At 62.9% G+C, this 22,240-nt stretch carries 23 protein-coding genes; 18 read left to right on the forward strand and 5 right to left on the reverse strand.

Features of this window, described 5'->3' with window-relative positions; translation table 11 throughout:
* Positions 1-121: 121 nt before the first annotated feature.
* The 4 genes from ACILSQ_RS23505 to ACILSQ_RS23520 all read left to right on the forward strand — a co-directional run bounded on the left by ACILSQ_RS23505 (position 122) and on the right by ACILSQ_RS23520 (position 3,209).
* The gene (locus ACILSQ_RS23505; RefSeq protein ID WP_395746113.1) at positions 122-424 is read left to right on the forward strand and encodes a plasmid stabilization protein; all 303 of its coding nucleotides are present in this window, start codon (positions 122-124) and stop codon (positions 422-424) included.
* 19 nt (positions 425-443) lie between these two features.
* Positions 444-1,091 carry a cysteine hydrolase family protein gene (locus tag ACILSQ_RS23510; protein ID WP_395746114.1) on the forward strand — a complete coding sequence of 216 codons (648 nt, stop codon included), beginning with the start codon at positions 444-446 and terminating at the stop codon, positions 1,089-1,091.
* A 97-nt stretch (positions 1,092-1,188) separates the two neighbouring features.
* The gene (locus tag ACILSQ_RS23515; protein ID WP_395746115.1) at positions 1,189-2,520 is read left to right on the forward strand and encodes an erythromycin esterase family protein; all 1,332 of its coding nucleotides are present in this window, start codon (positions 1,189-1,191) and stop codon (positions 2,518-2,520) included.
* Between the two features lie 41 nt (positions 2,521-2,561).
* On the forward strand, positions 2,562-3,209 hold the full coding sequence (locus ACILSQ_RS23520; RefSeq protein ID WP_395746116.1) for a phosphoribosyltransferase: 648 nt from the start codon (positions 2,562-2,564) through the stop codon (positions 3,207-3,209).
* 166 nt (positions 3,210-3,375) lie between these two features.
* Here ACILSQ_RS23520 and ACILSQ_RS23525 read toward each other — a convergent pair whose 3' ends face one another.
* Positions 3,376-3,927 carry a ferritin-like domain-containing protein gene (locus ACILSQ_RS23525; protein ID WP_395746117.1) on the reverse strand — a complete coding sequence of 184 codons (552 nt, stop codon included), beginning with the start codon at positions 3,925-3,927 and terminating at the stop codon, positions 3,376-3,378.
* 145 nt (positions 3,928-4,072) lie between these two features.
* Here ACILSQ_RS23525 and ACILSQ_RS23530 point away from each other — a divergent pair, with 145 nt between their 5' ends.
* The gene (locus tag ACILSQ_RS23530) at positions 4,073-4,642 is read left to right on the forward strand and encodes a ferritin-like domain-containing protein (RefSeq protein ID WP_395746118.1); all 570 of its coding nucleotides are present in this window, start codon (positions 4,073-4,075) and stop codon (positions 4,640-4,642) included.
* Between the two features lie 301 nt (positions 4,643-4,943).
* Here the strand turns inward: ACILSQ_RS23530 and ACILSQ_RS23535 are convergent, their stop codons facing one another.
* Both ACILSQ_RS23535 and ACILSQ_RS23540 read right to left on the reverse strand, forming a co-directional pair.
* On the reverse strand, positions 4,944-5,129 hold the full coding sequence (locus tag ACILSQ_RS23535; RefSeq protein WP_395746119.1) for a CsbD family protein: 186 nt from the start codon (positions 5,127-5,129) through the stop codon (positions 4,944-4,946).
* A gap of 83 nt (positions 5,130-5,212) precedes the next feature.
* Positions 5,213-5,347, reverse strand: coding sequence for a hypothetical protein (locus ACILSQ_RS23540; protein WP_395746120.1), 135 nt, complete (start codon positions 5,345-5,347; stop codon positions 5,213-5,215).
* A gap of 392 nt (positions 5,348-5,739) precedes the next feature.
* Between ACILSQ_RS23540 and ACILSQ_RS23545 the strand changes: the two genes are divergently transcribed.
* The 5 genes from ACILSQ_RS23545 to ACILSQ_RS23565 all read left to right on the forward strand — a co-directional run bounded on the left by ACILSQ_RS23545 (position 5,740) and on the right by ACILSQ_RS23565 (position 10,694).
* The gene (locus tag ACILSQ_RS23545) at positions 5,740-5,982 is read left to right on the forward strand and encodes a hypothetical protein (protein ID WP_395746121.1); all 243 of its coding nucleotides are present in this window, start codon (positions 5,740-5,742) and stop codon (positions 5,980-5,982) included.
* Between the two features lie 247 nt (positions 5,983-6,229).
* Positions 6,230-6,418, forward strand: a complete 189-nt coding sequence (locus ACILSQ_RS23550) for a hypothetical protein (RefSeq protein WP_395746122.1) — start codon at positions 6,230-6,232, stop codon at positions 6,416-6,418.
* A 1,602-nt stretch (positions 6,419-8,020) separates the two neighbouring features.
* Positions 8,021-8,839: a hypothetical protein gene (locus ACILSQ_RS23555; RefSeq protein ID WP_395746123.1), complete on the forward strand. Its 819-nt coding sequence runs from the start codon at positions 8,021-8,023 to the stop codon at positions 8,837-8,839.
* Positions 8,840-9,055: 216 nt separating this feature from the next.
* The gene (locus tag ACILSQ_RS23560; RefSeq protein ID WP_395746124.1) at positions 9,056-9,871 is read left to right on the forward strand and encodes a hypothetical protein; all 816 of its coding nucleotides are present in this window, start codon (positions 9,056-9,058) and stop codon (positions 9,869-9,871) included.
* Between the two features lie 220 nt (positions 9,872-10,091).
* Positions 10,092-10,694: a nuclease-related domain-containing protein gene (locus ACILSQ_RS23565; RefSeq protein ID WP_395746125.1), complete on the forward strand. Its 603-nt coding sequence runs from the start codon at positions 10,092-10,094 to the stop codon at positions 10,692-10,694.
* 236 nt (positions 10,695-10,930) lie between these two features.
* On the opposite strand, the gene ACILSQ_RS23570 is transcribed toward ACILSQ_RS23565, so the two are convergent.
* Positions 10,931-11,746 (reverse strand): carbonic anhydrase, encoded by an 816-nt coding sequence (locus ACILSQ_RS23570; protein ID WP_395746126.1) that lies wholly within the window; start codon positions 11,744-11,746, stop codon positions 10,931-10,933.
* A gap of 160 nt (positions 11,747-11,906) precedes the next feature.
* Between ACILSQ_RS23570 and ACILSQ_RS23575 the strand changes: the two genes are divergently transcribed.
* From ACILSQ_RS23575 to ACILSQ_RS23610, 8 genes are all read left to right on the forward strand, one after another.
* Positions 11,907-12,794 (forward strand): LysR family transcriptional regulator, encoded by an 888-nt coding sequence (locus tag ACILSQ_RS23575; protein ID WP_395746285.1) that lies wholly within the window; start codon positions 11,907-11,909, stop codon positions 12,792-12,794.
* Positions 12,795-13,121: 327 nt separating this feature from the next.
* Positions 13,122-14,330 (forward strand): Fic family protein, encoded by a 1,209-nt coding sequence (locus tag ACILSQ_RS23580; protein ID WP_395746127.1) that lies wholly within the window; start codon positions 13,122-13,124, stop codon positions 14,328-14,330.
* A 256-nt stretch (positions 14,331-14,586) separates the two neighbouring features.
* The gene (locus tag ACILSQ_RS23585) at positions 14,587-16,650 is read left to right on the forward strand and encodes a sodium-translocating pyrophosphatase (protein ID WP_395746128.1); all 2,064 of its coding nucleotides are present in this window, start codon (positions 14,587-14,589) and stop codon (positions 16,648-16,650) included.
* A gap of 344 nt (positions 16,651-16,994) precedes the next feature.
* Complete coding sequence (locus tag ACILSQ_RS23590) at positions 16,995-18,302, forward strand: hypothetical protein (protein ID WP_395746129.1); 1,308 nt, start codon at positions 16,995-16,997, stop codon at positions 18,300-18,302.
* Between the two features lie 127 nt (positions 18,303-18,429).
* Positions 18,430-18,927, forward strand: coding sequence for a hypothetical protein (locus tag ACILSQ_RS23595; RefSeq protein WP_395746130.1), 498 nt, complete (start codon positions 18,430-18,432; stop codon positions 18,925-18,927).
* Positions 18,911-19,657 (forward strand): MotA/TolQ/ExbB proton channel family protein, encoded by a 747-nt coding sequence (locus ACILSQ_RS23600; protein WP_395746131.1) that lies wholly within the window; start codon positions 18,911-18,913, stop codon positions 19,655-19,657. The genes ACILSQ_RS23595 and ACILSQ_RS23600 overlap by 17 nt, the downstream gene beginning before the upstream one ends.
* Positions 19,658-19,723: 66 nt before the next feature.
* Positions 19,724-19,978, forward strand: coding sequence for an ExbD/TolR family protein (locus tag ACILSQ_RS23605; RefSeq protein WP_395746132.1), 255 nt, complete (start codon positions 19,724-19,726; stop codon positions 19,976-19,978).
* A 423-nt stretch (positions 19,979-20,401) separates the two neighbouring features.
* Positions 20,402-20,602: a hypothetical protein gene (locus ACILSQ_RS23610; RefSeq protein WP_395746133.1), complete on the forward strand. Its 201-nt coding sequence runs from the start codon at positions 20,402-20,404 to the stop codon at positions 20,600-20,602.
* A 127-nt stretch (positions 20,603-20,729) separates the two neighbouring features.
* Here the strand turns inward: ACILSQ_RS23610 and ACILSQ_RS23615 are convergent, their stop codons facing one another.
* Positions 20,730-21,962 carry an argininosuccinate synthase gene (locus ACILSQ_RS23615; RefSeq protein ID WP_395746134.1) on the reverse strand — a complete coding sequence of 411 codons (1,233 nt, stop codon included), beginning with the start codon at positions 21,960-21,962 and terminating at the stop codon, positions 20,730-20,732.
* Positions 21,963-22,240: the final 278 nt, after the last annotated feature.

Raw genomic sequence — 22,240 nt, forward strand, 5'->3', positions numbered from 1 at the left:
ACGGCCCGGCCTGAGAGGAAGTTCAGTGCATTCCCTGAGGAGAGCGCAGCGCGGGAGGAGGATGCGTACGTCCGTGGCGTGGTTTGAAACGATCTGAACCTCAACAACCAACATTCAAACCATGCCACGCGGAGACAAATCCAGCTATACCGACAAGCAGAAGCGCAAAGCCGAGCACATCGAGGAGGGCTACGAGAAGCGCGGTGTCTCAAAGAAGACGGCCGAGCAGCGCGCCTGGGCCACGGTGAACAAGAGCTCCGGCGGCGGCAAAAAAAGCGGTTCTGGAAGAGGCAAGGCGGAGAACAAGGCCCCCGCGCGCAAAGGTGGAAAGAAGGGCGGCAAGGCAGCGGCCGCGCGCCCTGCCGCGAAGCGCTCGGCTTCCGCACGCAAGGCCGCCGCGACGCGGAAGGCGAAGAAGTCCTAGCTCCTGCTCCAAGAAGGCCGTGAAGCCGCACCGGAAGAATCTGCACGGCAGCGCGCCGGACAGCGCGCCGGTGGCGCTGGTGCTGATCGATGTGATCAACGCGCTGGATTTTCCGGGCAGCACGCGGCTGCTGCGGCATGCGCTGCCGGCGGCGCGGCGCATCGCCCGGCTGAAGGCGCGCGCGCGGGAGGCGGGCGTGCCGGTGATCTATGTGAATGACAACTTCGGCCGCTGGCGCTCCGACTTCAAAGCGCATGTGCGCCACTGCCTGGAGAATGACACCGTGGGTGGGCCGCTGGTGCGGCTGCTGGTGCCGGAGGACGAGGACTACTTTGTGCTGAAGCCGAAGCACTCAGGCTTTTACTCCACGTCTCTGGACATCCTGCTGGAGCATCTGGGCGCGCGGAGGCTGATCCTGGCCGGCTTTGCGGGAAACCTGTGTGTTTTATACACTGCGAATGACGCCTACATGCGCGACTACGAGCTGATGGTGCCGCGTGACTGCGTGGCGTCTGAGACGATGGAGGCGAATGATCACGCGCTGAACCAGATGCGGGACCACCTGCGTGCGGACATCCGGCAGGGGGCGCGGATTTCGTTTGAAGAGCTGATGCGAGGAAAAGAGGACGGGATGGTGAAGAAGAGGAGGCAAGGCAGCGGAAAGTAGTCCTGTCTCCCGCACCGCGAGAGAGACGGAGGAGCGGGTTTTTTAAATGGGGGGATCGAGACGGCTGGGGGCGGATGAGATGCGATGTGAATGGGAAATGAGCACTGCAGCGTTAGAACGAGACGCGGCGGCGGTCCGGGCGGCCGCGCGGGAGATCACGAGCTGCAGGGACTATGATGAGCTGCTGGAGCTGGCAGGTGCGGCGGAGGTGGTGCTGCTGGGGGAGGCGACGCACGGAACGGAGGAGTTTTACGCGGTGCGCGCGGAGCTGACGCGGCGGCTGATCGTGGAGAAGGGCTTCCATGCAGTGGCGGTGGAGGGGGACTGGCCGGACAGCTTTCGCGTGCACCGCCATGTGACGGGGCGCGGGGCGGACAAGTCCGCGGCGGAGGCGCTGGGAGACTTCCGCCGTTTTCCGGCGTGGATGTGGCGGAACACGGTGGTGGAGGAGTTTGTGGAGTGGCTGCGGCAGTGGAACCTGCACGCGAGCGGCGGACGCGGCACGGCGGGCTTTTACGGCATGGATTTGTACAGCCTGCACACGTCCATCGAGTCGGTGCTGAAGTACCTGGAGGAGGTGGACCCGGCGGCGGCGAAGCGGGCGCGGGGGCGGTATGCGTGCTTTGACCACTTCAGCGTGGAGCCGCAGGAGTACGGACTGGCGACGACGCGGCATGGGAAGGAGCCGTGCGAGGAAAAGGTGATCATGCAACTGCTGGAGCTGCGGCAGCGGCAGGAGGAGATGCTGCGGCACGGGGGGCAGCATGAGAAGGAGGATTTTTTCTCCGCGGAGCAGAATGCGCGGCTGGTGATGAATGCGGAGAGGTACTACCGGGCGATGTTTTACGGGAGGGATGAGTCGTGGAACCTAAGGGATACACATATGTTTGAGACATTGGAGGAGCTGCACCAGCACCTGGGGAAGGCAAAGATGGTGGTGTGGGCGCACAACTCCCACCTGGGGGATGCGCGGGCCACGGAGATGGGCAGGCACGGGGAGCTGAATGTGGGGGAGCTGGTGCGGGAGCGCTTTCAGGGGCGGAGCCTGGCGGTGGGCTTCAGCACGTACACGGGCAGTGTGACGGCGGCGTCTGACTGGGGGGAGCCGGCCGAGCGCAAACGGGTGCGCCCGGCCATGCGCGGCAGCTATGAGGCGCTGTTTCACGCCACGGGCCTGCCGCGCTTCTGGCTGAACCTGCGGGAGGACAATGCGGCGACGAAGCTGCTGGAAAAGGAGCGGCTGGAGCGCGCGATAGGCGTGATCTACCGGCCGGAGACGGAGCGCACGAGCCACTACTTTGAGGCCTGCCTGCCGGGGCAGTTTGATGTGATGATCCACATCGACGAGACGCATGCGCTGCAGCCGCTGGAGAGCAGCTCGGAGTGGGACAGCGGGGAGTTTCCGGAGACGTACCCGAGCGCGCTGTGACCGGCGGCCGCTTTTCCCCAAACCCTCCGGCCGCAAACGCGATGAAACCGATCTTTCAAAACCGGAGGGAGGCGGGGCAGAGGCTGGCGGAGCGGCTGGTGCAGCATGCGGGGAGCGCGGGGCTCATCGTGCTGGGGCTGCCGCGCGGCGGGGTGCCGGTGGCGTTTGAGGTGGCGAGCAGGCTGGGGGCGCCGCTGGATGTGATGATCGTGCGGAAGCTGGGGGTGCCGGGCTTTGAAGAAGTGGCGATGGGGGCGCTGGCCTCGGGCGGGCTGCGGGTGCTGAATCCGGAGGTGCTGCGGCGGATACCAGAGGCTGCCAGTGTGGTGGAGGAGGTGACGACGAGGGAAAGCGCGGAGCTCGAGCGGCGGGAGCAGGCCTACCGCGGGGGGCGGGAGGCGCCTGACCTGAACGACCGCGTGGTGATCCTGGTGGACGACGGCCTGGCCACCGGAGCCACGATGCGCGCGGCGGTGCGGGCGCTGCGCGAGCGCACAGCGGTGAGGAAGATCGTGGTGGCGGTGCCGGTGGGCTCCGAGGAGACGTGCGGGGAAATGGCCCGGGAGGCGGACGAATGCGTGTGCCTGCTGATGCCACGGAATTTCCGCTCCGTGGGGGAGCACTATGAGGACTTTTCCCAGACGACGGACGAGGAGGTGCGGCGCTGCCTGGCGGATGCGAGCACCTGAGCTCAAAGCAGCTGGCTTTGGGAAAGAGGGGTGACTCTCATGGAGCTCGCTTTCAGAAAGCTGCTCAGTGCGTGTGGGCGGCCTGGGGGTGACTCGGGAATGTGATTCCGAGTTGCAGGCGTCGCGGTATCGGAATACCGCGCTACATGCCCTGGCGGCCAGGGGGTCAATAGTCGCGGTGCCTGAGGTGGATGAAGTCGATGAACTGGCGCGCCTTTTTGGCGGGAGATTTTTCCATCTCCCGCAGGTCCAGGCAGGCGCTGACGATTTTTGGCAGGTGCTGCTCCAGCCAGGCGGCCATGCGCTTTTCCTCGCGGATGATCTCGCCGCAGGTGAGCGCGAACTGGGAGAGGCCCAGGCGCTGCGCGCAGGTGCGCAGGGCGGAGAAGCAGGCGATCTCAAAGTGCTCGGAGGCGCAGGCGGAGAGCAGGGCGCTGATGTGGCGGTCTCCGGTGGTGTGGCGCGCGGCGTTTTTCATGCGGGCCACTCCGCGGGCCAGGGTGTTGCGAAGGGAGGAGGCGCTGGCGCCGAGATCGTGCAGGCATGCGGCCACGATGGCGGCATGGCGCTGGGTGTCGAGGAGGTGGCGGGCCGCCTGCTGGCGGAAGAGGGGCGGGGCTTTTTCGTCATCGCGCTGGCGGGCGAGGACGAGCTCGCGCGCCTTTTCCATGGCATAGGCGCTGCGCAGCCAGTGAATGAATTCTGTTTGAGCCTTCATAGGGGGTGGATGAATGGATCAGCAGGAGGGGTGCATAGAGGACATCGGCGCCCGGGCAGCAGCCGGGCATCAGGCGCGGTGCTGGAGGTGGATTCAGGCTGGCCGGGTACATCCGGCGGGCGGTGTCACGGCGATAAGATGGCGCATGAAATCCAACCCTCTTGAAGACCTTTTTCACCAGGAACTGCGGAGCCTGTACAGCGCTGAGAAACAACTGCTGAAGGCATGGATGAAGATGAGCCAGGAAGCGCGGCATCCGAAGCTGCGCGCGGTGTTTCAGACGCGGCTGCGGGAGACGGAAGGGCAGATCCGGCGGCTGGAAGAAATGGCCAGTCTGCTGGGGAAATCGATCCACTCGGCGCGCTGCGTCGGGATGGAGCAGATGATCCGCGAGGGCGAGAGCCTGAAGGTGGCGGATGCAGGAGACGCCGGGTGGGACGCGAGCCTGGTGGCCGCGGCGCAGCATCTGCAGGACTATGAGATCGAGCGCTGCTGCGTGGCGCTGGCGCTGGCCTGCCGGGTGGGGCAGCACGAGATCGAGGTGCTGCTGGAAAAGAACCTGAAGGAAGAAAAAGCGGCGGCGGTGAGGCTGGGCAAGGTGGCGAAGACGCTGAAGTATCGCGAGCCTGCAGTGCGCGAGCGTGCGCGCAGCCGCAGGGAGGAGGAGATGTGCGTGTCTTTCCCGGAATCGCTGCTGTGGGCGGGGGCGTTTTGAAGGGCGCGGGGGCTTTCGAGCGTGCAGTGCTCTCCGCATGCGTTGCAGTCTACTGGGCATCGCGAAGGCGACAGCAAAGTGGTCCGCACAGTCCTCTGTGCGGTATCTGGGCCGCCGTGCACGCTCGAACCGCACAGAGGACTGTGCGGACCACTATGTGCGCCAGCCTTTGGCTTGGAAAAGCCTGTGCAATTCCGCAAGGCTATGAAATAATTTAAAATGCTCTAGCGGGTGTTTGCCACCTGCTGCGGGCTCCATGGGCTGCTGGCGCAGGGCTGGTTCAGCAGGTTTTCGACAGGGACTAGAGGCGCTCGATGGTGTCGCGGATCTTCTCTTTGGTGTCGCCGAGTTTGGCGTGGAGGCGGCCGAGGAGTTCTTCGTCCTTGCCTTCGGAGAAGAGCAGGTCGTCGTCTGTGAGCTGGGCGTACTTTTGCTTGAGCTTGCCTTTGATTTCGTGCCAGGTGCCGTTGAATTTGAGCTTGGTCATAGGGGTGTGGGGGTTGAGGGTTAATGGTTAAAAGCTAAAGGGGTGTTTGATGAGTTCAGGCGTGCCGGGGGCGGAGGTTTGTTTTATTTGCCGGCGCAGGTTTGCAGCGCGTGCTCTTCGGAGAAATGTTTGTCGTGCACGACGGCGGGGGGCTGCTCGGGCTCCAGCGGCGGGGGTGTGATGGGCGGCTGGGGCGGCTGCGGAGGCTCAGGTTTCACGGGAGGGGGCGCGGGGTTTTGCATGGATGGAGACATGGATAAGAGAAGCCGCATGTGTGACAACCCGAGGGCGCCCTGTACCGGGTGTCAGGGGATGCCTGAGGAAGATGCGCGCTCGGTGAGATGCCGGGGGCATGAAGGACGGCGGGCCTGTGGTTCAACACCAGGAACGTGAAGATCATCACCACCGAGGCGGGCGGCAGGAAGAGAGGATGGCGGCGGCCGAGTCTGCGGCCAGGAGCGGAGCTGCTGGCCTGAACGGCTTCTTAAGATAAGAAGCGGCTGTGAACAAAGATTTACAGGTCTGAACCTGATGGGGACTTCAGGAAGAGGAAGAGCGTGGACCGAGACCTGCCGCGGGGCGTATCTGAGAAGCATTGGAGGTTAGGTTTATGCATCGATACAAGATTCATTTCACCGTGGGGGGTGCGTCCATGAAGGAGGCGGACCGCTGCACGCTTGATGGTCCGCTGGTGTGTTTGTACCGCGGGGATTCGCTGACGGCGGTGATCCCGCGCCGGATGGTGACGCGGATCGAGGAGCAGGCGGGAGAGGACGCCGCGGAGGGGGATCCTTTGTTTAACTGGATGAATGTGCTGGGACAGATGCCGCCGGGGCCGCCGCTGGGGCAGTGAGGTTTGGTTTTTGTTCTCTGTTCTCTGTTCTCTGTTCTCGGTTCTCGGTTCTCGGTTCTTTGTTCTTTGTTCTTTGTTCTTTGTTCTCTGTTCTCTGTTCTCTGTTCTCTGTTCTCTGTTCTCTGTTCTCGGTTCTTTTTTTCGGAGGATCGGAGATTTGGATGAGGGTGGGAGGGAGACATGGGGGATCTCCTGATGTGGCGCTCGGGTGGCGCGTTTGATGAAGGCATGCGATAGGACAAGCACTATGAAACCTTCTTCTGATCCACTTGTCCTGAAATCGCATCCTGGTGTTGGTGATCGTCATCCGAAGGCGCCGCAATGGCGCGCGGTGAATGTGCGGCTGATGGAGAGCGCGGACATCGAGGGCAAGGTGGTGTACCAAGGCCCGAAGGGGCAGGTGGTGGAGGCGTTTGTGCTGCGGCCGGCGGCGTGAGGTGCTTTCTTTTTCCTTCCTTCGCGCGTGAGGGCTGCAGAGGCCGGAGCTGAGCGGGGGGAAAGCGCTGATGAAAGAGGAAGGGCCGGGCTGCGGGAAGCGCCGCAGCGGCCCTGGGGAGGGTGCGGCGGAGCGCTTGGGCGGCGCTGCTGGCACCCGGCAGACTGCGGGGGAGCGCTGGCCTTGCCTCCCGAATTGCTCATGGAAACCGGGGGAGCTTCGCCCAGGCTCGACACCCTGGGCTGTATTCCGCAGCCCCTTCAGGGCTCAGACAGGATCGAAAACGATTTTCGCCCAGGGAGGTCCTGCTTATGAGGACACGATGCGAGGGGAGATGAAATCCCCATGATGCGTGGCTTTAGCCGAGCGCCATTGAAGGGATGTCCATGTGGCAGCCGCAGGCTCGCTCTCAACGTGGTCCGCTCAGTCCTCTGAGCGGAACGCTGGCGGCAAAGCCGGCGCATGTCTCCCTGACACTTGCAGTCCGAACTTCTTCTTTTCTGGCTTGTGCGCCGCAGGCTCGCTCGTTCCGCTCAGGGGACTGAGCGGGCCACTTTGGCTGGTGCTCTTGCGCTGCCATGGGGGTCTCACGGTCCGAAGCTCTTCTTTTCTGGCTTGTGCGCCACACGCTCGCTCGTTCCGCTCAGGGGACTGAGCGGGCCACTTTGGCTGGTGCTCTTGCGCTGGCATGGGGGTCTCACGGTCCGAAGCTCTTCTTTTTTGGCTTGTGCGCCACAGGCTCGCTCGTTCCGCTCAGGGGACTGAGCGGGCCACTTTGGCTGGTGCTCTTGCGCTGCCATGGGGGTCTCACGGTCCGAAGCTCTTCTTTTTTGGCTTGTTCGCCACAGGCGCGCTCGTTCCGCTCAGGGGACTGAGCGGGCCACTTTGGCTGGTGCTCTTGCGCTGCCATGGGGGTCTCACGGTCCGAACCTCTTCTTTTCTGGCTTGTGCGCCACAGGCTCGCTCGTTCCGCTCAGGGGACTGAGCGGGCCACTTTGGCTGGTGCTCTTGCGCTGCCATGGGGGGGTCACGGTCCGAAGCTCTTCTTTTCTGGTTTGTTCGCCACAGGCGCGCTCGTTCCGCTCAGGGGACTGAGCGGGCCACTTTGGCTGGTGCTCTGGCGCTGCCATGGGGGTCTCACGGTCCGAAGCTCTTCTTTTCTGGTTTGTTCGCCACAGGCTCGCTCGTTCCGCTCAGGGGACTGAGCGGGCCACTTTGGCTGGTGCTCATGCGCTGCCATGGGGGTCTCACGGTCCGAACCTTTTCTTTTCTGGTTTGTTTGCCACAGGCTCGCTCGTTCCGCTCAGGGGACTGAGGGGGCCACTTTGGCTGGTGCTCTTGCGCTGCCATGGGGGTCTTGCTCCCTGAGGATGGGGCTCTAGCGATTCGCGAAACTGATTTCCGGCCGGAGAGGCTGGCGTTGCCTGGTCATCTTGGGCTTCGGCGGCGGCGGGCTGAGGACAGCCACGCCCTACCTACCTACCTGCGCTGGGTTTGCGCATGCCGCGCCGTGGACGAAGGCTGGTTTTCAACGGTTCATGGTATTAGAGGCTTGATCTTGATCGGACCTTCGGTATCCCTCGGGCCACTACCCATCCGAAGATGAAACACCTACACACCCTCCCTCTTCTTGCCGCGTTTGCGGCTGTGACCGTGACCCAGCTTCAGGCCGGTGCTCCTGCGCCGGGCATCGCAGCGGCGGCTTCCGAGCCGGCTGTGTCTGCGATCAATGGCAAGCTGGATGCCAACTATGGCGCCATCAACCGCAGCTCCACGCGAGGAGTGGGCGGCACGATCTCGCTGCCGGTGGGGCACCGATTCGGGGCGCAGTTTGACGGATTGTATCAGCACGGGTTTTCCACGAACATCTTCGGCCTGGGCTCGCACTTCTTTGCGCGTGATCCGAGCAAGGGGCTGCTGGGCCTGGCCTTCAGCGGGGTGATGAGCCAGAAGTTTGACGACTTCATCTTCGGCGTGGAAGGGGAGTACTACCTCAAGCAGGTGACGCTGGGCGCAGTGGTGGGGTATGACAACTACAACTCCCGTGTGCCGACGACCTTCCCGGGGCTGGCAACGCACCAGAACTTTGTGGCTGCGCGTGTGTATGCGGCGATCTACCCGATGGACAACCTGATGATCAGCCTGGAGTACCAGAGCCGCTTCAACCACAACTTCTACCTGGCCAATGTGGAATGGCAGACGCCGATCAACGGGGTGGCGCTGTTTGCCAGCGGCGGCGTGGGCGAGCACAACTTTGCTCAGCTTCTGGGCGGGGTGCGGGTGTACTTTGGTGGCAGCAAGCCGCTGAAGGACCGCCACCGCAAGGATGACCCGAGCAACATCGGCAGCTCGTTCATCGGCTCGAACAGCGGCGGCTCCACGGACGCGAGCCAGCCAGCGGGTGTGAAAAAGGAGAACTGATGCTGAGGGCCGCGCCACCGGCCTGGTGGTGTGAGATTTGAAAAACGTCCGGCAGGGATACCCGCCGGGCGTTTTTTTTGGGGGGGGAAGCGCCAAGTGGGGGCGGGCGAAGCCTCGGGAGCCGTCGGCGGGGGAGGGCCGAATGTGAATGTGTCAACTTACGGGCTTGATCTTCGCCGGAGTTTTAGTATCGCTCGGGCCACGACAAGCTTCCCCATGAAACACCTACACATCCTCCCACTAATCGCCGCCGTGGCGGCAGTCAGCGCGACTCCGCTTAGCGCCAAATCGCCTGTGCCAGGCATCGCCGAGGCGGCCTCCGAGCCTGCTGTGTCCGCCATCAATGGCAAGCTGGACGCCAACTATGGCGCCATCAACCGCAGCTCCACGCGAGGGGTGGGCGGGACGATCTCGCTGCCGGTGGGGCACCGATTCGGAGCGCAGTTTGACGGATTGTACCAGCACGGCTTTTCCACGAACATCTATGGTCTGGGCTCGCACTTCTTTGCGCGTGATCCGAGCAAGGGGCTGCTGGGCCTGGCCGTGAGCGGGGTGATGAGCCAGAAGTTTGACGACTTCATCTTCGGCGTGGAAGGGGAGTACTACCTCAAGCAGGTGACGCTGGGCGCGGTGGTGGGGTATGACAACTACAACTCCCGCGTGCCGACGACCTTCCCGGGGCTGGCGACGCACCAGAACTTTGTGGCTGCGCGCGTGTATGCGGCGATCTACCCGATGGACAACCTGATGATCAGCCTGGAGTACCAGAGCCGCTTCAACCACAACTTCTACCTGGCCAATGTGGAGTGGCAGACGCCGATCAACGGGGTGGCGCTGTTTGCCAGCGGTGGCGTGGGCGAGCATGCCTTTGCGCAGCTTCTGGGCGGGGTGCGTGTGTACTTTGGTGGCAGCAAGCCGCTGAAGGACCGCCACCGCAAGGATGACCCGAGCAACATCGGCAGCTCGTTCATCGGCTCCAACAGCGGCGGCTCCACTGACACGAGCCAGCCAAAGAGCGGCGGCATAAAGTAGGATACCTGATGCTGGGGGGCCGCGCTGCCGGTCCTGGTGTGTCTGAGATTTGAAAAACGTCCGGCGGGAGCTTCCTGCCGGGCGTTTTTTTTGGCCCTGGTGCTGCTCTGATGCCGGATCTTCGGGCGCCGGGGAACGGGGAAAGGAGGAGGGCGTGATTTAAGGCGGAGAGAGGCGGACGGTGGTTGCGGGGCGGGCGGGGCTGCGGAGAGTCGGGGGCATGACGGATGCCGGGGATGTTTTTACCACGCTGATCAAGCCGAACCTGCCGCTCTTCGGGGCGGTGGCGGGGCTGTATGCGGTGCTGTTTCTCTACCGGAGGTTCAAGCCGGCGCTGAGGGGGACGCTGCGGGAGATGCTGGTGGTGCAGGGGACGTTTCGCCTGCTGAAGCCGGAGGGATATGGCTGCTTTACGGATGTGCGCGTGCCGCGGCCGGATGGCGGGGGCACGCTGCGGGTGGACCACGTGGTGGTGTCTCCGCATGGGATCTTTGTGATCGAGACGAAGCCCTGCACGGGCGCGGTGCAGGGGGCGGAGGATGAGGCGCAGTGGGTGCAGACCTTTGCCACGGGGAGCCGGGTGGCATTTCCAAATCTGATCTGGCAGAGCCGGCGGCACATCGCGGCGCTGGCGCAGTTTTTGAAGCTGCCGGAGGCGAAGTTTCGGCCGGTGATTTTTTTGATGGGGGGCGGCACGCTGAAGCCGGGGCTGCCGGAGCCTGTGATCAATGACGGGCTGACCGCGTATATCACCGGCTTTGAGGAGGTGGTGCTGGAGCCCGCGGAGGTGGAGCGGGTGAAGGCGGCGCTGGGAGGGAAGTGAGGGGGCGGGGGACAGGCGCGTGGCGAAAAAGGCGCATGTGGAGGGAGTGAGGCGCCGGGTGGCGGCGAAGCAGAGGTGATGATCAGGGGGGAACGTGCGTGCTGGCATCGCTACGCGATGCGAGGGAGTGAGAGGACGTGACGAGGGGACGAACAAGGGGTGTCGCTGCGCTCAACCCCTTGCTACAGGCTTTGATGGCTCCGCCATCAGCAGATGGGCAGAGGTCACTCGGGAGATCACTCGATGAACTCGAGGGTGCCATCCGTGAGGCGGTAGAAGGCGCCGACGATCTTGATCTCTTTTTTGTCCTCCATCTCTTTGAGGATGGGGCTCTGGGTGCGGATCTGGGAGAGGGCGTGGCGGACGTTGTTGCGGGCGACGTGGCGGACGTAGAGGGGATTGGCGGAGATGGCGCCGCAGTGCTGGTGGCCCATGACGAGGATCATCTTGGCGCCGGCGACTTTGCAGGCGAACTCCATGCTGCCGAGGATGTCTTCATTGACGAGGTTTCCGGCGACGCGGGCGACGAAGACATCGCCGATGCCCTGATCGAAAACGTCCTCCACGGGGACGCGGCTGTCCAGGCAGCTGAGGACGACGGCCTTGGGATACTGGCCGACGGCGGACTTGCGGACCTGCTCTGGGTGATTGCGGCGGGTGGTCTGGCCGCTGCGGAAGCGGCGGTTGCCGTCTTTGAACTGCTGGAGGACTTCGTCCGGGGTGAGGCGGGCCTGCTCCTCTGCGGTGGTGACGTGGCTGCACGCGGCTTCTTCCTCGGGCACGTCGCTCTCATACGCGGCGATGGAGGAGGAGGCGGTGAGGAGATCGCTCTGGAGACGGTGGAGGAGGGTGTCGGCGCGGGAGGAGTCGAGGGTGGTCTCGATCTGGAGCTTGGTGGTTTCAGCATCTGTGCCGGCGGTGAGGGGATCGATGCCGCGCACGGGAACGGTCATGTGGCCCTCGGCGCCGATCTCTTCGAGCAGGGCTGCGACGTGCTCTTCGGCGGAGGGATCGCAGATGATGGAGACGCGTTTCAGGGGGAGGGGAGTCATGCTGGATGCTGGATGCTGGATGCTGGATGCTGGATGCTGGATGCTGGATGCTGGATGCTGGATATGGGTGATTCGGAGATGTGGTTTTTATCTGCCGGGGAAACGATTCGTTCCAATTCAAGAATTGGCAGACATCGTTCGCTTTGGTATATGGGTGGGCATGGGTTTTTTGAATTATCATCATCTGCGCTACTTTCGTGCCATTGCGATGGAGGGGAGTCTGACGAAGGCGGCGGGGCATCTCAAAATTTCGCAGTCGGCGCTGAGCGTGCAGCTTCGCAGCCTGGAGGAGAGCCTGGGGCAGGTGCTGTTTGAGCGGAAGCACAAGGCGCTGGTGCTGACGGAGGCGGGGAGGATCGCGCTGGAGTATGCGCATGGGATTTTCCGCAGCGGGGAGGAGCTGACGGATCTGATGAAAAACCGCGCGGGGCGGAGCCGCGGGCTGCTGCGGGTGGGTGCGGCCACGAACGTTTCGCGGAATTTTCAACTGAGCTTTCTGCGCCCGCTGATTCCGCGGGATGATGTGGAGCTGATCATCCACTCAGGCACGCTGCGGGAGCTGCTGGCACAGTTGCAGAACCACACGCTGGATGTGGTGCTCTCCAACACGGCGGTGCGGCGCGATGCGGAGACGGTGTGCCACAGCCACCTGCTGGACGAGCAGTCGGTGAGCCTGGTGGGGCACAAGAAGCGGGGGATGAAGCCGTTCCGGTTTCCGGCGGATCTGCGCACGGTGCCGATCGTGCTGCCGAGCCAGGGGAGCAGCATCCGCGCGGCGTTTGATGTGCTGATGGATCAGAGCGGGATCCGGCCGACCATCGCGGCGGAGGTGGATGACATGGCGATGCTGCGCCTGGTGGCACGCGAGACGCAGGGGGTGACGCTGGTGCCGCCGGTGGTGGTGAAGGACGAGCTGGAGAGCGGCGTGCTGGTGGAGCGGCACCGGTTTCCGCAGATCAAGGAGAGCTTCTATGCGATCACCCCGAGCCGGCGGTTTCCGAATTTGATTTTGCGGGAGCTGATGAGCGGGAGGGGGAGGAGGGGGTGACGGGGAAGGAGGAATGAGGAATGAGGAATGAGGAATGGCGAGTGGGCAGTGGGCAGTGGGCAGTGGGCAGTGGGCAGTGGGCAGTGGGCGCGGCGGGATAACCGGACGGGGATATGGGCGGGTGTGGGGGAGGTGGGTGGCGAAGGGGGATCGGGCGCTTAACGGGGGGGGCGGGAGGTACGGGACAAAGGCGGCCAAATCACCGGCCACATGACCGGCCAAAAAATCGGATAAATAGAAGGTGAATGGACCGGCCAAAGTGGCGAACAGATGACCGGCCAAAAGAGTGGACAAATGATGCGTTCAAGGGCAAGCTTCCTGAGGCAGATGGAGCTTTACACCCAGATCACTTCCATGGAGCCGCTGTTTCCCATGGATCAGAGGGGCGAGCTGAAAGAGCTCGCCTTCGAGCTGCTGCGGAAATCCGCGCAACTGGGAGGGGCTTTGCACCCGGTCGTCCGCGGGGATGTGGTGGAGATGCTGCGGAAAATGAACAGCTATTATTCCAACCTGATCGAGGGGCACAACACTCACCCGGTCGATATCGAGAAGGCGCTGCAAAGGGATTACTCCGCGGATCCGGGGAAGCGTGCGCTGCAAATTGAAAGCCGGGCGCACATTGAAGTACAGAAGCTCATGGAGCAGCGGCTGCGAGATGATGAGACGCTGAAGGTGTGCTCGCCTGAATTTATCTGCTGGCTGCACCAGGAGCTTTACGAGCGCATGCCGGAGGAGTTTCGCCGGGTAAAGACGCGCAGCGGCGGTGAGGACTGGGTGGTGCCCGGGCAGATGCGCGCGGGTGAGGTGGAGGTGGGGCGGCATGTGGCACCCGCATCCACATCCTTGCCTCAATTCATGCAGCGCTTTGCCCAGCAGTATGATCCGGACAGGCTGGACCCGGTCAAACGCCTCACGGGCGCGGCGGCTTCGCACCATCGGCTGGCTTGGATTCACCCCTTTCTCGATGGCAACGGGCGCGTCACGCGCCTGTTCACCCATGCGTATTTGATGCGGGTAAAAATGGAAGGACATGGCCTGTGGATGGTGTCACGCGGGCTGGCCCGGCAGCGTGATGACTACCGGGCGGCGCTGGCCTCGGCAGATCTGCCCCGCCAGGGAGATCTGGACGGGCGCGGCAATTTGTCCGACAAGGGGCTCACCCATTTTTGCCGGTTCTTTTTCTCCACGGCGATGGACCAGGTGGACTTCATGACGGGGTTGCTGGACCTGGATGCGATGCAGGAGCGGATACTGGCGTTTGCGGATCTGCTCATCTCCCGCAAAAAAGCGCCGAAAGAAACACGCTATCTTCTCCCGGATGTGTTTCTGCGCGGAGAAGTGATGCGCGGCGAGGCGGGGCGCATTTTGCAGATGCCGGAGAGAACGGCGAGGCGGCACGTGGGGAAGCTTATAACCGAAGGGGTGCTGGTGTCTGAGGGACCCAGCGCGCCGGTGCGGCTCGGCTTTCCAGCCTCCTATGTGGGCTACTATTTTCCGCAGCTTTACCCGGCCGGTGTGGATCTCGGGAGGCTGTGAAAGGCGTGCCTGCGATGGAAGAAGGAAAAGGTGCCGTGGTGATGGGGGCGGGGCGCCCCGGTGGAGTTCATGGTTAGGGAAGAGGCTGAGATGGGGAGGGGGAAGGGGATGAGAGGAAAGAGAAAACTCTGAGCAAGTTCTTGCCACCAAATTGCGACTTGCTAGAGTTCGCGGCTTTACCCGCTGCTGCCCGGTTCCTTCCTTTGGAGGGGACGGGGCTTTTTCCAACCACCTGACTCATTCCATCTCTTCCATCATGTCCTTTTTGCTGACTCACGGCATTGCCATTGCCATCGCCCTTTCCGTCGTCGGGCTTCTGTTTGCGTTTATCCTGATCCGCAAGGTGGTGGGGTCTGACCCGGGGAATGAGAAGATGGCGGCGATCGCGGGAGCGATCCAGCAGGGGGCGAAGGCGTACCTGAACCGGCAGATTGTTTCGGTGAGCCTGATCGCGGTGGTGATCCTGGCGGCGGTGTGGTACCTGCGCGGCGGGCTGACGGCGGCGGGCTTTGTGGTGGGGGCGGTGTGCTCCCTGGCTGCGGGGTACATCGGCATGATGATCGCGGTGCGGGCGAATGTGCGCACGGCGCAGGCGGCCTCCGTGGGGAGCCACCAGGCGCTGAAGGTGGCCTTCAATGGCGGCGCGGTGACGGGGCTGCTGGTGGTGGCGCTGGGCCTGCTGTCCGTGGGTGTGTTTTATCTGGTGGTGCTGAAGTATGCGGACCACGCGAAGCATGCGATCGACTCCCTGGTGGGGCTGGCGCTGGGCAGCTCGCTGATCAGCGTGTTTGCGCGTCTGGGCGGCGGCATTTATACGAAGGCGGCGGACGTGGGCGCGGACCTGGTGGGCAAGAACGAGCAGAACCTGAACGAGGATGATCCGCGGAACCCGGCGACCATTGCCGACAATGTGGGTGACAACGTGGGCGACTGCGCGGGGATGGCGGCGGACGTGTTTGAGACGTATGCGGTGAGCCTGATCGGCGGCGTGCTGGTGGGCCACCTGACGGTGGGCGGCGCGGCGGCGGAGGCGGCGGTGGTGTATCCGTTTGTGCTGTGCGGCCTGGCGATCGTGGCCTCGCTGCTGGGCATCGGCTGGGTGAACTTTGTGAAGCAGGAGGCGACGACCTCCCTGGTGTGCGGCGTGGCGGTGTCTGGCGCGGTGGCGGCGGGTCTCTTCTGGTGGGCCACGGGGGCGATGTTCCCGGCGGGCCTGGAGATCGGCGGCCGGGCGCTGCCGCATGCGAACCTGTTTTACTGCGCGGTGGTGGGGCTGATCATGACGCTGCTGGTGGTGTGGATCACGAACTACTACACGAGCACGCACCATGCGCCGGTGCGGAAGATTGCGAAGGCCTCGGAGACCGGCCACGCGACGAACATCATCGCGGGGATCAGCATTGGCAATCAGGCGACGCTGCTGCCGGTGCTGGCGATCGCGGCTTCGATCTGGTGCTGCTATGACCTGGCGGGGCTGTATGGCATCGCGATTGCGGTGGTGTCGATGCTGTCGCTTTCGGGAATCATCATTTCGCTGGATGCGTTTGGCCCGATCACGGACAACGCGGGCGGCATCGCGGTGATGTCCGGCCTGCCGGAAGGTGTGCGCAAGATCACGGACGAACTGGATGCGGTGGGCAACACGATGAAGGCGGTGACGAAGGGGTATGCGATCGCGAGCGCGGGTCTGGCGGCGATGGTGCTGTTTGGCTCGTATGTGGAGGACCTGCAGTCCTTCGTGGGGCACAAGGTGAGCTTTGACCTGATGGATCCGAAGGTGGTGATCGGCATGTTCATCGGCGGGCTGCTGCCGTTTCTGTTCACGTCTTTCTGCATGAGCGCGGTGGGCAGTGCGGCGGGCGCGGTGGTGCTGGAAGTGCGCCGTCAGATCGGCCTGAAGCCGGGGATTCTGAACGGGACGGAGACTCCTGATTATGCGCAGTGCGTGGACATCGTGACGAAGGCGGCGCTGGGGCAGATGATTGTGCCGGCGCTGCTGCCGCTGATCTTTGTGATCGCGGTGGCGTTTCTGGGCATGGAGGCTCTGGGCGGGGTGCTGATCGGCACGATCGTGACGGGGCTGTTTGTGGGCATTTCGATGACGAGCGCCGGCGGTGCGTGGGACAATGCGAAGAAGTTCATTGAAGAAGGCAACCACGGCGGGAAGGGGAGCTTTGGCCACCAGGCGGCGGTGACGGGAGATACCGTGGGCGACCCCTACAAGGACACTGCGGGCCCGGCGGTGAACCCGATGATCAAGGTGGTGAACATCCTGGCGATTTTGATCATCCCGATTGTGTTCAAGGCGGTGGTGAAGTGAGAGTGAGGACGTGATTTGAAAAAAGGCTCCTGGGGAACTGGGGGCCTTTTTTGTTTTTTGGGGAGAGGGGGGATGGGAATGACGGATGCGGGGAGAGTGAAAAGGGGGCTGGGGAGGAGGCGGGAGTTTTGGGGAAGGGAGGAGGAGTAGGAGGAAGAGGAGGAGTGGGAGGAGTGCGGAGAGGTGGGTGTTTGCGGAGCGGAGGGATCGAGGACGAGGACGAGCCGGAATCGAGGGGGGATGGGGGGCTTTTTGGGCGATTTTGGGGGGGCAATGAGCATTTGATTCTCGGGGAGGGGAGGGCACTATAAGGGATGGGGGCGTTCCTTTATCCCCCCTGCTTTGTGACCGCCGTTTCTCACAACAACAACAGCAGCAACAATCTGCGCATTGCCATCACTGGTACAGTGGTGGTGCATGCGCTGCTGTTTTTGCTGCTGGCGTGGGTGATGGCGAGGGAGGCGGCGCTGGAGCTGTGGAAGCAGGCGCACATGCCGCCGAAGGAGGAGAAGGAGGAGGAGGTGCTGGTGTTTCCAGAGCAGTTCCTGCCGGCGGAGCCACCCAAGCCGCCGAAGCCGGAGGTGTACATCCGTACTTCGCAAAACCAGGCGTCTGACACGGCGCCGAAGAATGCGGCCTTCATCGCGGACCGGAACACGAAGGCGGCGACGGTGCTGGCGCCTTCTCCGGATGCGACGGAGCCGATGCCGACGATGAACGGGCTCAAAATCCCGACGCAAGAAATGGCGGACCGGGATTTCAAGGACGGAGAGCTGAAGGATGATGCGAGGCCGAAGACGCCGCAGCGGGAGCTGGCGATGCGGCCGCCGGAACCGCCCACGCCGCCGAGTCCCCCGAGCCCGAAACCCACGCCTACGCCGCCGACACCGGCGCCGCAGCCGCCCACGCCACCCGTGACGCCACCACCGCAGACCGTGGCGAAGACCACGCCGGACGTGACGCCGCTGACGAAGATGATGGAGGAGGCGGACAAGGAGCTGGCGCAGGTGGACAAGAACCGGCTCATGATCGAGCTGAAGAAGCCGGAGGAGGACAAGGTGAAGGAGCCGGAGAAGAAGGAGGACATGCCGCCGAAGGCGATCCCGCTGGATCCGCTGACTCTGACGCCCACACCACCCAAACCGGAGATGGCGCAAAACACGCCGCCGGAGACGCAGCCGCAGAAGCCCATCCCCAAGGCGCTGCCGGTGCCGGATGACGAACCGGTGACGAAGACGACGAAGAACGCGGACCCGAACGCCTTCACGCCATTCACACGGACGACGCACACGAAGGGGACGATCTCCAACCGAGGCAGCGAGGCGTCTGTGGATGCGGAGGAGACGCCGAAGGGGCGCTACATCCGGCAGGTGACGGGGCAGGTGGAAAAGAAGTGGCACATCTACCGCCTGCTGCGGCGTGACGGGGTGACGTATGGGAGCCTGCAGATTGTCTTTTACGTGAACAAGAAAGGGAAGGTGGAAAGCCTGAAAATTGTCAACGACAAGGACTCCAATCCGATCCTGACGGGCTTCACGCTGCAGGCGATCCGGGATGCGGAAATCCCCCCGATGCCCGCGGATGTGATCCCTTCGCTCCCGATGAACGATCAGGAGCGGCTGAAGATTGAATATAATGTGCTTATTTACTGATCTCCTCCTTGCGAAAGAGGGCTTCGTGATGGGGCTCGTTGTTTTGAGTGCTGTGTGCGCGCTCGCGGCTGGCATGCGGGGGCGGCGGCCGCAGGGAATGATGACTGCGGTGGTTTTTCTCATGGGGATGCTCACTGTCCGCGCTGCGCCGGAGGAGAAGCCCGCGCCCAAAACGCCGCCTGCGGCGGGCGGTGAGGCGGCGACGAAGATGCCGCAGAAGGCGGGCCCGAATGAGCTGACGCCCCCCGAGGGCAGGAAGCAGGCAGGCGCTGCTGATGCCACGAAGCCGGCCGCCGCCGAGGAGAAGAAGGAGGAGACGCCGAAGGGACGCTACATCCGGCAGGTGACGGGGCAGGTGGAAAAGAAATGGCATGCCTACCGGAAGGCAAAACAGAAAGACCTCACCTATGGGGCCTTGAAGGTGGTTTTTTACGTGACGAAGCAGGGCAAGGTGGAGGGGCTGCGGGTGATCAATGACAAAGACTCCAATGCCATGCTGACGGAATTGACCTTGCAGGCGATCCGAGATGCGGAGATACCACCGATGCCTGATGATGTGATCCCTTTGCTCCCGAAGGATGACCTGGAGCGCCTGAAAATTGAATACGATGTGCTTATTTACTGACCTCTTCGCCACCGCCACGCCACTGCTGGCCGCTGCTGCTGATGCCGCCACGGCGGCGGCTCCTGCCAAGGCCGCGCCTTCGGGACTGCAGCTTGTGTATGAATTTCTGGCCACGGGGGGATTTGTGATGGGGCTGATCGTGCTGTGCTCGATGAGCGCGATCGGAGCATCCATCATGGCGTGGCTGAACCTGCGGGAGCAGGTGATCATGCCGAATGCGGTGGTGAGCCAGCTGAGGAGCATCCCGCATTATGCGCTGAAGGGGGACATCCGCCCGCTGCAGGACTTTTTGCTGGCGGACGGGTCGATGCTCTCGCGGCTGGGGACGATGGCGATCAGCGGGGCCTTCACGAGCAAGCAGGAGTGCCACGATGCGTGCGCGATCAAGGCGCGGGAGGAGATTCACCGGCTGGAGAGCGGGATACCGCTGCTGGAGGTGATGGTGACGGTGGCGCCGCTGCTGGGGCTGCTGGGCACGACGGCGGGCCTGGTGGGGATGTTCTCCGCCTTTGGCACGGGCGGCGGGCCGGACACGGCGGTGGTGGCGCACGAGATCGGCGTGGCGCTGCGGTGCACGATCGCGGGGCTGTTTGTGGCGGTGCCTTCAGTGCTGGCGCACACGTACTTCACGCGGCGGCTGGATGCGCTGGCGGTGAAGGTGGAGTCCATCATGCAGGAGACGATCCAGCACTTCTACCAGCACTTTGAGGTGCAGCGCCCGGCGGCGTGAGTGTGTGGGCGAGAGCGACGAACACCTGACTTTCATCTTCTTCCTGACTCACTGCACGCCATGGCCATGAACCTCCGCCCCAAACGCCGGCCGGTGCCGATGATTCCCATCGTGTCGCTGATCGACATCATGGTGATCCTGCTGATCTTCTTTGTGGCGACGACGACCTTCCGCAAGGAGAACACGCAGGTGAAGATCACGCTGCCGGAGTCGAAGACGATGGGAGAAGCCGGGGCTGAAGCTGGAGCTGCAGGCGGACACGACGGCGGCGCTGGGAAACCTGATGAAGGTGTGGGACGCGCTGCGCGAGGCGGGGTATAACATCAATGATGTGCCGGCGCGGATCCGGCGGAAGGCACCGTAGGAAGGGGGAGTTGACGGTGGTTGACTATGGCTGAAGGGCTGCGCCGTTGACGGTAGTTGGCCGGAGGGGAGGGGGAGTTTGCGGTGGTTTGCGATTGTTGGCGGTTGTTTGCAGTGGTTGGCCTGGGTGGTCTGGTTGGCGGTTGTTTGGGCGGCGGGTGGTCTCTCACCCGACCTCTCCGCTGAGGCCGCGGGGAATGAACTTGAGCATCTGCCCAAGAACGTTGATGTGATGGTGTGCTGACTGGGTGGCGTGGGCGTGTGTTGTTTTAGACATCGTAATCCAAACCAAGCCGCTTTCCGCCCTCAGTCAGCGCACTTCATCTCCAAACTTCAGGCTCTGCTGTGGGATGCCTGTGAATGATATTATAAGCACATCATATGAAACTAAGCCCCGCTGAAAAAATGATCATGAATTTTGATCTCGGAGAAATGCGCGCTGTTGAAAATGCACTGGACACGCTTCCATATGGCAGCGCGAATCCGCGAGCCAAAGAAAGTGAAGCACAGGCCATTGCCGAATACCGCAAAGCCAAGGCTGAAAAGGAGCGACTTGTGGCAAATCAGAGGAGCCAAGGTTAAGCAGGGGAAAATGGGGAAAGAAGATGCCATTCCTCCCTGGCATTATTATGCCGAACGGGGAGAAACAATGCCGCAGGGATTCCCGTGCGGCGTTGGAGTGTTTTGAGAGTTGAGCGAGGGGTGCGACTTACTTCTTGCGGTCCCGCAGGGCGCCGGTTTTGAGGCGGAGGCCGTTGAGGCGGATGAAGCCGGTGGCGTCGTCCTGGTTGTAGGCCTTCGTCGGGTCGGCTTCCATCGTGGCGATGTGGGGGTTGTAGAGGCTGAAGATGCTCTTGCGGCCGGCGGGGATGATGTTGCCTTTGTAGAGCTTGATGCGCACGGTGCCGCTGACTTTCTTCTGGCTTTCGCTGACGAGGGCCTGGAGGGCGAGGCGCTCGGGGGCGTACCAGAAGCCATTGTACACGAGGCTGGCGTACTTGGGGATGAGGCTGTCGCGCAGGTGCATGACTTCGCGGTCCATGGTGAGGCTTTCGATCTGGCGGTGGGCGAAGTGGAGGATGCTGCCGCCGGGGGTTTCATAGACGCCGCGGGACTTCATGCCGACGAAGCGATTTTCGACCATGTCCACGCGGCCGACACCGTGCTTGCCGCCGAGCTTGTTGAGCATCTTCATCACGCCCAGAGGAGAGAGGAGCTTGCCGTTCACGGCGATGCAGTTGCCCTTTTCGAATTCGAGGATGACGGTCTCGGGCTTGTCCGGGGCGTCTTCGGGGAAGACGGAGAGGGTGTTGAAGTAGCCTTTGTACTTGGGATCGCTGGCGTCAAACCAGGGGTCTTCCAGGATGCCGGCCTCGTAGCTGATGTGGAGGAGGTTGCGGTCCATGGAGAAGGGCTTTTTGGCGCTGGCCTGGACGGGGATCTTCTTTTCTTCGCAGTAGGCGATCATCTCGGCGCGGCCGGGGAACTGGGTGCGGAAGCGCTCGTCGCGCCAGGGGGCGATGATTTCGATCTCGGGGGCGAGGGCGGCGGCGGTGAGCTCAAAGCGGACCTGGTCATTTCCCTTGCCGGTGGCGCCGTGGGCGATGAAGCCGGCTTTTTCGGCCTTGGCGATCTCGACCATGCGTTTGGCGATGAGGGGGCGGGCGATGCTGGTTCCCAGGAAGTATTCGCCTTCGTAAATCGCTCCGGCCTGGATCATCGGGAAGATGAAGTCGGAGGCGAATTCTTCCTGGAGGTCGTCGATGTAGATCTTGGAGGCCCCGGTTTTCTTGGCCTTGGCGTTGAGGCCCTTGAGCTCGTCGTCCTGGCCGACATTGGCGCAGAAGGCGATCACTTCAGCGTCGTAGGTTTCCTTGATCCAGGAGAGAAGGACGGAGGTGTCGAGGCCGCCGGAGTATGCGAGGACGATTTTTTTGCTCATGAGTACCACTTTTTTGAGGGGGGTGGCGAGAATAAGGGAAATAGCTGGTGTGTCGAGCCCGGGAGTGAGGCTTTTTTTGAGAAATTGAGGGGGTAAAAAGCGGGTGGTTAGGGAAAGTTAAATAAATCCCTTCTTTCTATTGAAATTATAATTGGTATGGTTAAGATGGATTTATTCACAGAAATTACATGGATTTTCCTCCGGGATACAGGCGTCCGTCTTCGGCTTCGAGAGAAGCAAGAGGGCTGACAGCCGCGATTCCCCGCTCTAACCGGCGG

It is taken from the genome of Prosthecobacter sp., assembly GCF_044227185.1.
Taxonomy (GTDB): Bacteria; Verrucomicrobiota; Verrucomicrobiia; order Verrucomicrobiales; family Verrucomicrobiaceae; genus Prosthecobacter.

Excerpts from the sequence above, each read along its gene's own strand:
- ACILSQ_RS23520 (WP_395746116.1), top strand. The coding sequence starts at position 2,562 with ATGAAACCGATCTTTCAAAACCGGAGGGAGGCGGGGCAGAGGCTGGCG.
- ACILSQ_RS23610 (WP_395746133.1), top strand. The coding sequence starts at position 20,402 with ATGAAACTAAGCCCCGCTGAAAAAATGATCATGAATTTTGATCTCGGA.
- ACILSQ_RS23545 (WP_395746121.1), top strand. The coding sequence starts at position 5,740 with ATGCATCGATACAAGATTCATTTCACCGTGGGGGGTGCGTCCATGAAG.
- ACILSQ_RS23530 (WP_395746118.1), top strand. The coding sequence starts at position 4,073 with ATGAAATCCAACCCTCTTGAAGACCTTTTTCACCAGGAACTGCGGAGC.
- ACILSQ_RS23560 (WP_395746124.1), top strand. The coding sequence starts at position 9,056 with ATGAAACACCTACACATCCTCCCACTAATCGCCGCCGTGGCGGCAGTC.
- ACILSQ_RS23565 (WP_395746125.1), top strand. The coding sequence starts at position 10,092 with ATGACGGATGCCGGGGATGTTTTTACCACGCTGATCAAGCCGAACCTG.
- ACILSQ_RS23600 (WP_395746131.1), top strand. The coding sequence starts at position 18,911 with ATGTGCTTATTTACTGACCTCTTCGCCACCGCCACGCCACTGCTGGCC.
- ACILSQ_RS23595 (WP_395746130.1), top strand. The coding sequence starts at position 18,430 with ATGCTCACTGTCCGCGCTGCGCCGGAGGAGAAGCCCGCGCCCAAAACG.
- ACILSQ_RS23570 (WP_395746126.1), bottom strand. The coding sequence starts at position 11,746 with ATGACTCCCCTCCCCCTGAAACGCGTCTCCATCATCTGCGATCCCTCC.
- ACILSQ_RS23505 (WP_395746113.1), top strand. The coding sequence starts at position 122 with ATGCCACGCGGAGACAAATCCAGCTATACCGACAAGCAGAAGCGCAAA.
- ACILSQ_RS23615 (WP_395746134.1), bottom strand. The coding sequence starts at position 21,962 with ATGAGCAAAAAAATCGTCCTCGCATACTCCGGCGGCCTCGACACCTCC.
- ACILSQ_RS23585 (WP_395746128.1), top strand. The coding sequence starts at position 14,587 with ATGTCCTTTTTGCTGACTCACGGCATTGCCATTGCCATCGCCCTTTCC.
- ACILSQ_RS23525 (WP_395746117.1), bottom strand. The coding sequence starts at position 3,927 with ATGAAGGCTCAAACAGAATTCATTCACTGGCTGCGCAGCGCCTATGCC.
- ACILSQ_RS23605 (WP_395746132.1), top strand. The coding sequence starts at position 19,724 with ATGAACCTCCGCCCCAAACGCCGGCCGGTGCCGATGATTCCCATCGTG.
- ACILSQ_RS23575 (WP_395746285.1), top strand. The coding sequence starts at position 11,907 with ATGGGTTTTTTGAATTATCATCATCTGCGCTACTTTCGTGCCATTGCG.
- ACILSQ_RS23555 (WP_395746123.1), top strand. The coding sequence starts at position 8,021 with ATGAAACACCTACACACCCTCCCTCTTCTTGCCGCGTTTGCGGCTGTG.
- ACILSQ_RS23550 (WP_395746122.1), top strand. The coding sequence starts at position 6,230 with ATGAAACCTTCTTCTGATCCACTTGTCCTGAAATCGCATCCTGGTGTT.
- ACILSQ_RS23580 (WP_395746127.1), top strand. The coding sequence starts at position 13,122 with ATGGAGCTTTACACCCAGATCACTTCCATGGAGCCGCTGTTTCCCATG.
- ACILSQ_RS23515 (WP_395746115.1), top strand. The coding sequence starts at position 1,189 with ATGAGCACTGCAGCGTTAGAACGAGACGCGGCGGCGGTCCGGGCGGCC.
- ACILSQ_RS23535 (WP_395746119.1), bottom strand. The coding sequence starts at position 5,129 with ATGACCAAGCTCAAATTCAACGGCACCTGGCACGAAATCAAAGGCAAG.